Annotated in this window: 11 protein-coding genes; all 11 read right to left on the minus strand. The window is 39.2% G+C overall.

Features of this window, described 5'->3' with window-relative positions:
• Positions 1–60: 60 nt before the first annotated feature.
• The 11 genes from dnm_RS29670 to dnm_RS29720 all read right to left on the minus strand — a co-directional run bounded on the left by dnm_RS29670 (position 61) and on the right by dnm_RS29720 (position 12,166).
• Positions 61–912 (minus strand): AglZ/HisF2 family acetamidino modification protein, encoded by an 852-nt coding sequence (locus dnm_RS29670; RefSeq protein WP_207680470.1) that lies wholly within the window; start codon positions 910–912, stop codon positions 61–63.
• Positions 912–1,529 carry an imidazole glycerol phosphate synthase subunit HisH gene (gene hisH / locus dnm_RS29675; protein WP_207680471.1) on the minus strand — a complete coding sequence of 206 codons (618 nt, stop codon included), beginning with the start codon at positions 1,527–1,529 and terminating at the stop codon, positions 912–914. Before hisH ends, dnm_RS29670 begins: the two co-directional genes overlap by 1 nt.
• Complete coding sequence (locus dnm_RS29680) at positions 1,526–2,668, minus strand: N-acetyl sugar amidotransferase (RefSeq protein ID WP_207680472.1); 1,143 nt, start codon at positions 2,666–2,668, stop codon at positions 1,526–1,528. The genes hisH and dnm_RS29680 overlap by 4 nt, the downstream gene beginning before the upstream one ends.
• 107 nt (positions 2,669–2,775) lie before the next feature.
• Positions 2,776–3,933 (minus strand): glycosyltransferase family 4 protein, encoded by a 1,158-nt coding sequence (locus dnm_RS29685; protein ID WP_207680473.1) that lies wholly within the window; start codon positions 3,931–3,933, stop codon positions 2,776–2,778.
• A 42-nt stretch (positions 3,934–3,975) separates the two neighbouring features.
• Entirely contained in the window at positions 3,976–4,770 is a 795-nt protein-coding gene (locus tag dnm_RS29690) for a sulfotransferase domain-containing protein (protein WP_207680474.1), read from the minus strand.
• 69 nt (positions 4,771–4,839) lie between these two features.
• Positions 4,840–6,090: a glycosyltransferase family 4 protein gene (locus dnm_RS29695; RefSeq protein ID WP_207680475.1), complete on the minus strand. Its 1,251-nt coding sequence runs from the start codon at positions 6,088–6,090 to the stop codon at positions 4,840–4,842.
• 127 nt (positions 6,091–6,217) lie between these two features.
• The gene (locus tag dnm_RS29700; protein ID WP_207680476.1) at positions 6,218–7,156 is read right to left on the minus strand and encodes an O-antigen polymerase; all 939 of its coding nucleotides are present in this window, start codon (positions 7,154–7,156) and stop codon (positions 6,218–6,220) included.
• Between the two features lie 428 nt (positions 7,157–7,584).
• A complete protein-coding gene (locus dnm_RS29705) occupies positions 7,585–9,012 on the minus strand; it encodes a hypothetical protein (RefSeq protein WP_207680477.1) in 1,428 nt (475 codons plus the stop codon).
• Between the two features lie 28 nt (positions 9,013–9,040).
• Positions 9,041–10,327 (minus strand): lipopolysaccharide biosynthesis protein, encoded by a 1,287-nt coding sequence (locus dnm_RS29710; RefSeq protein ID WP_207680478.1) that lies wholly within the window; start codon positions 10,325–10,327, stop codon positions 9,041–9,043.
• Between the two features lie 11 nt (positions 10,328–10,338).
• Positions 10,339–11,415, minus strand: coding sequence for a nucleotidyltransferase family protein (locus dnm_RS29715; protein ID WP_207680479.1), 1,077 nt, complete (start codon positions 11,413–11,415; stop codon positions 10,339–10,341).
• A gap of 10 nt (positions 11,416–11,425) precedes the next feature.
• On the minus strand, positions 11,426–12,166 hold the full coding sequence (locus tag dnm_RS29720; RefSeq protein ID WP_207680480.1) for an acylneuraminate cytidylyltransferase family protein: 741 nt from the start codon (positions 12,164–12,166) through the stop codon (positions 11,426–11,428).
• Between the last annotated feature and the right edge of the window lie 7 nt (positions 12,167–12,173).

The raw sequence follows: 12,173 nt of genomic DNA on the forward strand, positions 1-12,173 counted from the left end.
TGATATAGAGGCATTTCAAAATACATCTCTTTTACAGAAACATATTATAAATTCTGCTATTTAATTACTGAAAGCCTCATTAAAGCCTTGAAAAGTATCTGAGTTATGGCTGGTTGGAAGTTTTAGGTATTCAGCAGTTGTCAGTTTGTTTGGAATAAGCGCATCTTTTTCAGGCCTCCCGGGATAGTTGATCAGCACTGCTTTGTAAGGCCCTTTGAATACAAAAAGACTTCCGGCCGCAGCTCCTGATACATCACATTCACTGATTAACTTGCCAATATCATGAACAGATCCAGCACCGCCCAGTGCTGTTACCGGCACATCAACTGCATCTCTGATCTGTCGGATCAGCTTAAGATCATAACCTTTCATGGTTCCATCATTGTCAATTGAATTAATAACAATCTCACCTGCTCCGAGTTTTTCCATTTCTTGGGCAAATTCAAGGGGATGTTTACCGGTTCTGTTCCGCCCGTTACGGGTTCGCACTTCATATTTGCCGCTTGGAAAACGTCGTTTGACATCCATAATCACAACCAGACTCTGATTACCGACGGTTGCAGAGGCTTCTGTTATAAGATGCGGATTTTCAAGTGCGGCAGAAGATATTGCGACTTTCTCCACCCCCAGAGAAATAATCCTTTGTATCTGATCACTTGTCTTTACTCCTCCGCCATAACAAAGAGGCATCCGGCATTCCGCGGCCAAATGTCTGATCATATTCATGTCAGGCGCTCTTTTTTCAACAGTTGCATCAATATCCAACACAATCAGTTCATCCACTTCTTTTTCGTTGAATATCCGTACTGCATTGATGGGATCTCCCACGTACTTTGGCTTTGAAAACTTAACTGTTTTGACAAGGCCTTTTTCTTTAACCAACAAACATGGAATAATTCGAGGACGAAGCATCAATCCACCTCCGCAAAATTTTTCAGCAGTTGAATACCCCATTGGTGGCTCTTTTCCGGGTGAAATTGAACACCGTAAATGTTTTCCAAATGGACCGCGCAACTGAAATCTACACCGTAATTTGCAATAGCGATGATATTTTTTATTTGTTCACATTCAAAAAAATATGAATGTAGAAAATAAAAACATGCATCTTTTTCCAGCCGTTTAAATAACCTCGTATTTAATAACGGGCGGACATCATTCCAGCCCATATGTGGCAAGGGTAAACTGGCTGACTGAAGTTCTGAGTCGAAGGCGCGTACATTACCCGGAATCCACCCAAGCCCCGGCATCTTGCCCTCATCGCTGGAGGCGGCCAGTATCTGCATACCAACGCAAATTCCCAGCACCGGCATCTTACGGACAAGCACCAGCTCATCCAGAGTCTGACGCATACCTGATGCCTCCAACAGCCCCATGGCGTGATCAAATGCTCCTACACCGGGTAATATCAACTGACTTGCTTTGGATAAATCATCTGTATTTTTAGCTACCTGAACTGGCACATCCAGCTTTTTATAGATATTAACAAATGCAAGTATGTTGCCCAATCCATAGTCAATGATTGTAATCATCTGAATAACCTTCTCTCTAAGCCTAATCCGCGCATAACACTAGCGCCTAAGTTGATCCAAAAGTACTTGTTTTTATAATCACGGAATGTTTTATTTTCTCCTTCAAAAATTTCTTGCAGTTCATCCACAGTCAGACCTAACTTATTGGCCACATATTCAAACTCCCGCTCATGAAAATGGCTGTCCATCTCAGGTTTGGAAATCCTTTCCAATGCAGCTTCCCTGGTCATTTGCCCTGTCATAATCAAACTGGAGAAGTGAGCTCGGCGCTTTTCATATCCAAATTTACGAGGCATCCAGTAATCTTCGTAAAAACGGGTAAAACGGGATTCATGATGTTTGTGCTGGAATTTTTCCCAGCCGAAGAGTTCTTCCAGTTTTGCTTCAGCATCCTTTTTGATATAGGGAACGAGGTTCAACGGTTTGATAATTTCCATGCCCCGAACGTACCTATAATAAAGCTTGTACACCATGATATCGACAATGGGGAATGTCTTGAGCGGGATACGGCCAAACTTTGAATGGATATCATGGATCAGAGTCTTGTCGATGCCCGGGTATGCCCCCCACTCGTCTGGTTCACGACAGCATTCAGTGGAATGATTCCCTCCGGTCAGCACATATTTAATCTTGTATTTTCGGGCGAACTTATACAGTGCGGAGAAAAATGCAGTATCCTGAGGAATATCCTGATCAGCAATTTGCGAGCGCAGAACAGCTACCTGGAGGTCCTTCATTTCTTCCCAGTTAATGACTTCAGTATAAAGTTCCAACCCCAATCCATTGACCAGTTTCTCAATATTGCCGACAGCCTTATCCGTGTTCCAGCCTGCATCTACATGAAGAAGCAAAGGACGCAGGCCCATTTTTTCCTTGGCAATGTATGCTGTATAGGAACTGTCCGTGCCACCGCTCAGGCCAATGATGCAGTCAAAGTCCTTTCCCCTGCAACTCTTTTTGATCTTATCCGCAATTTTCATCAATTCTGTCTCGCCCACCTTGTCGGTGTGCCAATGAGGAATGATGTTCGAGTGAAAGTTTTGGCAATAGTCGCACCATCCACGTTCATCAAAAGTGATGTTGGGATCTGTGGTATCCATTATGCAGTTCGAGCATATTTGATAATTTTTCTGGTTCATATTCGCTTCCTCACAGATTAATTGGAAACACACTGCTTTTATTATTTTTTACGCAAGATTTTCAGAAACGGAGAAACTTGTGCTTTGTCAGGTGGGATTTTTTCTATTTATTGAAAACGTAAGGATAAGATTTTTCTGTAAAAATATGCATGTTTCTGAGCAGCTAAAGATACATCAAGATTTTTCTGGGCAATAATCCGTGCTTTCTCTCCCATCTTTTGTCTCAAGTCAGGATTTTCCAGAAGAAATTCCACTTTTTCACATAATGCCCCGACATCTCTGATTGGTGCAATGAAGCCCGATACTCCATCCTCAATGTATTCGCTAACTGAGCCTACATCTGTGGAAACAATGGCTTTACCCATTGACATGGCTTCCCACACAGTTGCGGGACCGGATTCGGAGACGGATGTAAAAACAAAAATATCCGCACTTTGAAGGAAGGCCGGAACATTATCTATCATGCCGACAAATTTAAAATTTTTGTCCGTCAAATTAGAAGATGCAACCAGATCTTTGATATATTCATAATACGTTTTCTGGCTGCTGAACTCCGCCCCGGCGACAAAAAACACAAGATCACTATGATATCGTGCCAAGTTTGATGCCATTTTAATGAAGAACTCAAGACCTTTTATCGGGTTAATACCAGAGACAGTGACTATTTTTCTTCCATGGGCTTGGCTTACTCTTTTATCCGGAGTGGCATGGCTGGGATCAAAAACAGTTGTCTCTACAGGCACCTGAATTTCAAAATGCGGTTTTTTCTCAAGACTCGTACCTCGGATATAGTATTCATACACTTTTTTACCCGTAACGATGAAACCTGATGCACAATATTTAGAGATAAAAAGACATATTTTTTTTACAATCATATCCATTTTTGTGTCATTCAGATGCCATATAACAGGAATTCCGGCCAATCTGCCGGCTAACGCCACTTTGAACTGATAGGAACCATTGACATGTATCAAATCAAAATTATGACGGCGGAAAAAGATGAAAAGTCGAAAGATTTCAATAAAAAAACAAAAAACATATCTCGCCAGAATCTTTTTTTCTTTACTCAATCGAGTAATATTAAGCGCTGAACTTGAAATCCCTGCCCGTGAGAGTTCCTGAGAAAATTTATCTGAATCACATTTCGGGTAAACCACATGAGTATCAATATTATGCTGTTTGAGAGCTTTAGCCACAAGAACTATGCGTCGCTCAGGCCCTCCGAAACGTCCTTCTTCATCAACATTACAGACATTTATTTTCATTATAACAGTTAGTTATCTTTCTTTCCGAGTTGTTTTTTTACATCAGCATTCAATCCAAGAATTATCTGTCTCATAACCAAGCGATATCAAAGAAGAGCCGGCATAATACGCGAACATTTCTTTGCTTTCGGATGAGAAATAATTCTTCCAGTCTCCAACAATACCCTTTCGCATAAAATTGTTTTTATCTTCCTGCCCCGGTCTCCTTCCTGATTGTTTTTGAAAAGAAAACTCTTGAGTTATTTCTCGTGCTTTATCTGCATCGAGGATATTACCTGTAAGTTCTAACACTATACGCTGTAATTCTCCCTCACAATCTTCACGTAAATCTTCATACCTCACATGGACAGCGTTCTTATTTTCCCGCCATTTATCTACAAAATCTGTCCATGAAAACTTAGGATTTTTCTTAGTTTCAAAAATATATTCAATGAAGGAGGGTAAATTTTTCTTAATATTATTAATATCATCGAAATTTAAATCTGCAGATACACGATCAACTTGTATCTGATTTCCTCTATTATTAGGGAAAAGAGAATAATAATAGTGAGATATAGTGACATCTCTGCCATCTCTCCAGATAATGACTACATTTTTCAGGTTTCCAGGTCGTAAATAATGTTCTTGCAGAATACATGGACGCAGCATAGGAAGTCGGTTGCGGGGAAACGGTACATCCAGAGCCGCCCCTAACATCTGACTAAGCCAGCTTCCACCTGATTTTGGATACTCATTTACGATATAAAAAGGCCTCACGCCTGAAAATCCATAAGCTAAACATCTACGAGTGAGTGCGTTGAATTTATGCCAAAACAAATTGTTTTTTTGCTGAATCATTACTCCTCCGAATATGAAAATAATATGTAATAGTAATATGTAAAGTAAACTGATATCTTCACGGTTTTTCTAACTCGCCTCATCATAATAAAAGTCTGAATTCCCGCCAGCATTTTTGAGTACTTCATCATACTTCTTTGTACATATTGTACGAGAAAAATTTTGTTTCGCAAAGATCATCGCTTTTTTTCCTATCTCTTTTCTCAACTTTTTGCCCCTGTATAACTTCAACACAATTTGCGATAATTCTTTGGCATTAGTGGGTTCCACACAAAACCCGCATTCAGCCTGCTTTATTATGGCTGCGGCATCCCCTTGCTCTTTGACTACGGCTATCAATGGCTTGCCACAGGCCATTATTTCCGAGAGTTTGCCGGGAACAGTCTGTATTGGGACGCCCGAACTCAGCGTGATTAAAGACACATTGGCCGCATTAATAAACTGGGCATAACGCTCATTCAACATCATAGGAAGCAAGACAATGTTATTGAGTTTCATGCCATTTATCATACTCTTCAAAATTGGCTTTGAAGGGCCTTCCCCAGCTAATATGAATTTGATGTCATCGTACATGGTAAGTAAATTTGCCGCATTAATAATGATCTCAAGACCTTGTGGAGTTCCCATAGAGCCTATATAGGATACAATAAATCTATTGCGAATTCCTTTTTCATTAAGGAATGGATTCATTTGATAGGATGGAGAAATAAGTTTAGTGTCAAACCAGTTTGGAATGGTAAAAATTTTTTGCTTAACGCCTTGTTTAAGAAGATAATCTCTGTTTCCGGGTGAATATACAATAAAGGAATGAGCATTTCTGTAACAGATTTTCTCCATTTTTGACAGAATTCTTATAAGGAACCGATTTTTTACGGCTCCCGTATCAAACAGAACCTTTGGATGAATATCCTGCAAATTAAAAACAAACCTCGTCTTTTTTAAATACGAAATAATATGAGCGGAAATACCCATATACAAAGGAGGAGAATAAATCAGAATTACATCTGGACACTTCGTAAACAAACCTCTGAATGTAAATAAAAGACAGGAAAAAAAAAACCTCAACGGTTTACCGCCTGGAATTTTAGATAAAAATGAAAGGGGTGACACCCTAAGTATATTCAGGCCATTATTTTTTTTCGGAGAGCCGGATTTATAGTACTCATGCTCTTTGTCAACTTTACTATCTTCACCCGGCTGTGTAGTGATAACAGTCACATTATGGCCCATATCTCTGAGACTTTCTGATAGTTCTGAATAAAGACGGGCTGCAGAATTTATTGTGGGCGGATAACTTGCGACCATAATCATTATATCCATAGATGATTTCCTTTCTGAAGAGATGAATTTTTAAAAAGCATCCACTGCTACTCCGCCTTCTATCGGGTAACATATAGTCACTATAACATGCCAACCTGATACTGAAATTTTATCCTTTTTTATAGAATTAATTGAATGCAAAATTTTTTTGCTTCCCCTCTACAAATTGTACCTTTAAATATCGGCGGGCCAAAAAATATCCAAAAATATAATATATTGCCGTAGCATTCGATAAGGATGATCCATAACTAAAGAAAAAATATCCATTGTAAGGAACGCTAAATGCAAAACTATATAGTAATATTTGGCTAAGATCCCATTTTCCTTTCCTTTTTAATATCATCCTGATGCAGATCAAAAAATAGGCAATGTATATTATAAACGAATTCCACAATCCAAAATCAATAGAGATTTCCTTTAGAAGTGTATTAAAAGTGCCTGGTTGTAACCTACTGCGATAGTGATGAAAAAGGACTTCTGAAAGTACCTCATTATGATTATAAGGCTTAATTATATTAAATTGTTCCAATATGCCACAAAAGAGAGAACCATTATATTTACCATAATAAATTTCAGATGCTAACCAATTCTTTTTATAGTAATCATTAAAATTCCCATAGGTTTGGCCAAAGTAAGTAACGAAATGAAAAAAGATGCCAGAATGGCTGTCATTAACGGAATGATCGTCTAAGTTCCTTCCGACAGTAATTAAGACAAAAATAACAAAAAAAATTAATGATGCAAATATAGTAAGGCGTTTTGAGATTCGCCATTTTCTAAATACTGCACGGTATTCTTGTATCCTATACCGTATTACTGGCCTAAAAAATAAATAGTTGAAAAATAGGCACATAACCCAGTATGTAACACCTGATCTGCCGACATGAGCTAATCCATAAACCACTCCAAATGTAGAACAAAACAGAAACATAATACAGATGCTAAGTCTTGAGCCGTTTGCCAAGTTGAAAAAAAACATGGTAAAAGAAAGAGGCCAAGCTGATCCAAGTAACGAAATAAATAGGGCCATATAACCGCCTGTTCCCCACTCACCTCGATTTACCATTAACCGGTTTTCGAGAATATTACCAGAAAAAGATTGGAAAACAACAGGTAACAAGTATAAGATACAAATAATCTGTGAAATAAAAAAAACATAGAAAGCTATCCTAATTTTGGGAGAGGATAGATCTGTTTTTTTAAAGACAATTTTATTCTCGTCAAAATATAGATGAGGTATTATGAAAAGCGACAATGCTAATAAATAATAAATCGATGCATCTGCATACAAATTGAAATGGACACGATTATATAGGATAATGAAGCATACAGAACCCAAAGAATATAAACTAAGCAGAAGATTGGCAACTGAAAAAAGTCGCCTTTTCCTTAGAATATTAAATAGTAATAGCAGTCCAAAATATAATGCAGGAAAAAATTCCAATTGCCAAATCCTTTTTTATGTATCTCACGAATGGAAAGGGAACACAAAACTCATTCGGTCTTTTCAACACCTATTAATGCAGAGCAGATATATTTTACATATGCATCTATATTTTTTTTATCGGCTGCGATCTCAAGCGTATGGTCTTCCTGAAACATTGGCACACCACTGGCTTTAAAGGTACCTGCCAGCCGCTGATTCCATCCTTCCTTATTGAAATTGCAACACGGTGATTGTATCTCCTGAAACAGTTGGCTCAGTCTTAAGTCAGTTGAAAAGTCCCGTGCATTGAGCAAATTACGAGATGGAGGCCGCCCTAAGGCAATCGCCGGCTTGCCCAATACAACCGCCTCAATGGATGCCGTTCCGGCCAGTGTTACAGTGGCTTTTGTCCTCAATATCAATTCAGTTGAACTGACCTCAGGCGCTACAAGCAAAACATTGGGTATCATCCTTAATTTTTGGTAGAAGTCAATCGGTCTGATTCCTCTCATTTTAGGATTTTCCTTAACCAAAAATTTCCAACCGACTGGAAGGGCCTGGCTCACCAACCTGCATGCCTCAATCTGATTATGAAGCCAAGGGCTATACATAAGAATAGTAGCTTCAGGTTCCATATGGAGAGGAAAATAACACGCTGGTTCATTCAACGAATTTAATTCCTCATTGGTGGAAATATCGTATTGAGGCTCTTTATGCATAAACCATTTCCGTGGCAGCCGATTTTTCAAAATTTGCAAATCAAATATCTTTTGAGACGGAAAATAGCTGCCTTCCTTGCGGTCCCTTTCATCATAGTATTTTAATTCGTAATAGCGATTTCTGAGTCTCTTCCATAACGCTGGCACCGGCCTTTTTCTCATATATTCAATTCGGGATTCCGCGGGAGTGTGCAGCATTTTGCGACACTCATGCAGAAGTATTTCAGGGTCTCCTTCGTAAGGCACCTGCCATAGCTGCCAAGGTGTTTTGAGGGCAATTACCCGACCGGGCGGGAGACCGCAGGGAACAAAGGAAAAGTGATATCCTCCCCTCAGGTTGGCTAAACTTCCCCCTAACCAATATACAAAATGGTCGTACATAGCGCTAATCGATAGCGTGCAGGGTTTGACCAACTTATCGAGTAGCACAAGATGCTGTCGCCCGAAAAGTACGGCTTCCCTGCCGTCTGACGGCAAAAAACGTTCACTTTGGAGCATTAAATTCAAATTAGCGCCCGTACATTGATAAAGTTCTCGGTCAATATCCGCAACTTGCTCATCTGACAATTCATTACCGGTCACGAGTTTCAGTTCACGAGGCATATACACACATTCATAGCCTGCGGCATGAACTGCCGGTACCACCTGTGAGAAAAAGGTGATAAACTTCACCGTTCGCCCTGGAAATATTTCCTTCAACTCTGAAGCCAGAGCTAAGTGGAGGCGAATTTCCCACGGGCGAGTGTAAAAAAGAAGATGTTTTATATCTGATTTCATTTTTCCTCTGTAATGTAAATCCCAAAGCTTATTTATATTTTTTGATACACCAATAACTTAATCCGGTATTCATCACTACAAACATAATCTGTCCGAACAAAAAAATTTTGGAAAAAGTTATCAACGAGGAGTTTGTTTTAACTGCCAGAAGATAAGCAAAAAATAACACAGATGTTACTATTACAGTGTATCCTAACGCCATAAACTGTTTGTTGAAAACATTAATCATTACACCAACCACATTCATAATGGTTATACTGGCTGAGAAATAAAATATTTTCAAAATAGGCAATGTATCAAAATACTTGCAAAAAAATCGTTCTAACAGAAAGTTCAAGCTCACTATAAAAGGATACCAGCCAAGCAGGGAAATGACGCAAATTCCTCCCATTATCTTGAGAAGCACAGAGAAGTTCTTTTCGGGATCAGTTCCTTTGCCGTAGTTGTAAAGGATCTGTGGCGACACGCATTGCGCTACAACGCCGCTTACCGCAGTACCTGCTATAAATATTACAGAAGCAAACTGGTATTTACCCAATTCGAACATCCCGAGGTACTTAGCTATAAAGAGACGATCCATGCTTAAAGCAAAAGTAAAGCAGAATGTTGATAATACAAGAGGGACTCCGATATGTAACAAGTATTTGATTTCCTGAAATTTTATTCGAGTCAGATGGATATTTCCAATCCAAAATATCATTGCAATAACAATGGATATAATATAACCGAGAAATACAGATGCTATCACACCTTTAAAACCACAGTAAAAACCTGCAATAATTCCTATCAAAAGCGTAGCAACTGCCTGAAGCACATAGATAAACGAAAAAGGCAAAAGTAATTGCCGTCCTCGTAATTCAAGCGTCACAAATCCGTACAGCACTGATATGGCAGATCCGCCATAGGCAGCCAAATAAATTATCTTAACTCCAATATCTGCTTTAATCCACCACAGAGTTGCGGCAAAAAGCGGAAAAAGCAACATAATCACCATAAGAACTAAGGTAAGCACCATATTACGCAAACGAATAGCTCGCTCATTTTCACCTCTGCCCAGAGCAACCGGCAATTCCCTATTAAGACCATTTAACAGACCGAATTGAAACAGAATTGTCCCATATGAAACAAATGTGTTAAAAAGTGCTAAGTATCCAAAATCGTTCACATCAAGTATTTTTGCAAAGGTCAAACTTCTGCATAAATTTATAGCTGACCCCAAAAACATTAACAGGAAATATGCCGAAGTGAAATTGACGGATTGAAGTTTTACACCGCTATAAAATTTTTCCTTAATCGCACCCACCATCAAATTCATATTGGTAAGCCTCATTTTGTGTGAAACACTTCACGATATTCATTATTTGCTTTTTTAAAATCCTCTGGCATCCCAATATCAACCCAGTACTCAATGATTGGAAAACTGATAACAGTTTTACCCTGCCCCAACAGATTTCTGACAAGATCTGTCATGTCATAATGCCTATCCGTGGGAATATGTGCATACATTGACGGCTGAATCAGATAAATTCCCGCGTTAATAAAAAACTGATGCTGTGGCTTTTCGCGCAAACCGCATATGCTATGTCCATTACATTCAATAACTCCATAAGGGACTTGAAATTCGTATTTTCGGATTCCGACCGTCATGTCGGCTTTATGTTCAATGTGAAAATCAAACATGGCTCGGAAATTTACACCTGTAAGAATATCACCGTTTATAACTAATAGCGGATCAGTCGGAGGATCAACAAGCCCTATTGATCCGGCAGTGCCCATCGGCTGATCTTCATTCACATATTCTATGTTTACACCAAATTTTTCGCCATTTCCAAAATAACCAGTGATCTTTTTCCGCAAATAATTCGTGGAGATTCGAATATTCTCAATTCCCGCGTTGCGTATTTGATCAACGATATGCTCCAAGATCGGCTTTTTTCCCACTTGAAGCATTGGCTTTGGCATGTCATCAGTAAGAGGTCTGAGTCTCTTTCCAAGCCCACCTGCCATGATAAATGCCTGCAAAGGCAACTTTACATCACCGACCAAACCTCTGCGCAACAACAGATTAACAACCCGTCCCCTGGAATCAAGAAGAGGAAGGTGATTTACATAAAATTTCTTACTGTTATCCATTATGCGCAAGGCATCGGTTGGGGAAATGCTTTCCTGAGCGGCCGTAAAATCTTTGTTGGCAATATCTATACACTGATCGGAAAATGGTATTGATCGCAATATTGATCTGCGAATATCGCCGTCGGTGATTACACCCAAAAGACGCCTATGCTGATCGCAAACAAGCAATATCCCGAGTCCCGAACGATCCAAAGTTTTGACGGCTTCAGCAATCGTATTTTCAGGAGCGACAGTACACTTTCGCAACAGTTCTTTTTTGTTTTCTTTCATTTGCAATTTCTCACCCGATAAGTTTGCCTGTATTTATTTCAAATTTCCTATTTACCTTTTTCTGCATACTTCGGCTTAACAAAAACTCAGCAAATTCAAAATCAAGGGGCGTGTCTATATCGATTGATCTTTCAGAAGACATGATAAAGGCATAAGTATTATCCGAATAGTAGGAATAAAAGTTTTTCAGGAATGATAATTTTAAAATAAATATCGAGCCGTTAGGTATATATGCCTTCTCCAGTTCCTGCCTGTTTTTATTGTCAATATTAATAATATTGAAATAATCTTTCAATGCACCGGCAGGATCAATTTTTTTTGCCCACACAGGTGGATGTGAAGCTTCGTGGACAGAGATCACCGAATCGGCTTTTTTCCCATGAAATAATAGAATCGCATTGTCGATATCAGAGGCTGTCCTAAAAGGAGAGGTCGGTTGCAGAACAATGAATTCGTCATAGTGGTTTGAATTCTTGGTATTAAGTTGATCCAACGTATATATGTAATTATCAATTGCCAGCGAATCATCCTGCGCCAAATGTGCAGGGCGCATGAACGGAATTTCAATGTCATATTTACTGGCTATTTTTGCTATCTCCGGATCATCTGTGGACAATATAATTCGATCAACAAATTTTGCGGCCACTGCGGCTTCAATCGTATAGACAATCAGCGGCTTGCCGCATAGTTGCTTGATATTTTTTCCGGGAATTCCCTTTGATCCGCCACGAGCTGGGATAATCGCTAACATAGGTTCC

The sequence above is a fragment of the Desulfonema magnum genome (assembly GCF_017377395.1).
Classification (GTDB): Bacteria; Desulfobacterota; Desulfobacteria; order Desulfobacterales; family 4be13; genus Desulfonema_C; species Desulfonema_C magnum.

What these genes read in the sequence shown, in the direction of transcription:
- dnm_RS29670 (WP_207680470.1), bottom strand. Translation starts at nt 912, where the DNA reads ATGCTTCGTCCTCGAATTATTCCATGTTTGTTGGTTAAAGAAAAAGGC.
- hisH (WP_207680471.1), bottom strand. Translation starts at nt 1,529, where the DNA reads ATGATTACAATCATTGACTATGGATTGGGCAACATACTTGCATTTGTT.
- dnm_RS29680 (WP_207680472.1), bottom strand. Translation starts at nt 2,668, where the DNA reads ATGAACCAGAAAAATTATCAAATATGCTCGAACTGCATAATGGATACC.
- dnm_RS29685 (WP_207680473.1), bottom strand. Translation starts at nt 3,933, where the DNA reads ATGAAAATAAATGTCTGTAATGTTGATGAAGAAGGACGTTTCGGAGGG.
- dnm_RS29690 (WP_207680474.1), bottom strand. Translation starts at nt 4,770, where the DNA reads ATGATTCAGCAAAAAAACAATTTGTTTTGGCATAAATTCAACGCACTC.
- dnm_RS29695 (WP_207680475.1), bottom strand. Translation starts at nt 6,090, where the DNA reads ATGGATATAATGATTATGGTCGCAAGTTATCCGCCCACAATAAATTCT.
- dnm_RS29700 (WP_207680476.1), bottom strand. Translation starts at nt 7,156, where the DNA reads ATGGTAAATCGAGGTGAGTGGGGAACAGGCGGTTATATGGCCCTATTT.
- dnm_RS29705 (WP_207680477.1), bottom strand. Translation starts at nt 9,012, where the DNA reads ATGAAATCAGATATAAAACATCTTCTTTTTTACACTCGCCCGTGGGAA.
- dnm_RS29710 (WP_207680478.1), bottom strand. Translation starts at nt 10,327, where the DNA reads ATGAATTTGATGGTGGGTGCGATTAAGGAAAAATTTTATAGCGGTGTA.
- dnm_RS29715 (WP_207680479.1), bottom strand. Translation starts at nt 11,415, where the DNA reads ATGAAAGAAAACAAAAAAGAACTGTTGCGAAAGTGTACTGTCGCTCCT.
- dnm_RS29720 (WP_207680480.1), bottom strand. Translation starts at nt 12,166, where the DNA reads ATGTTAGCGATTATCCCAGCTCGTGGCGGATCAAAGGGAATTCCCGGA.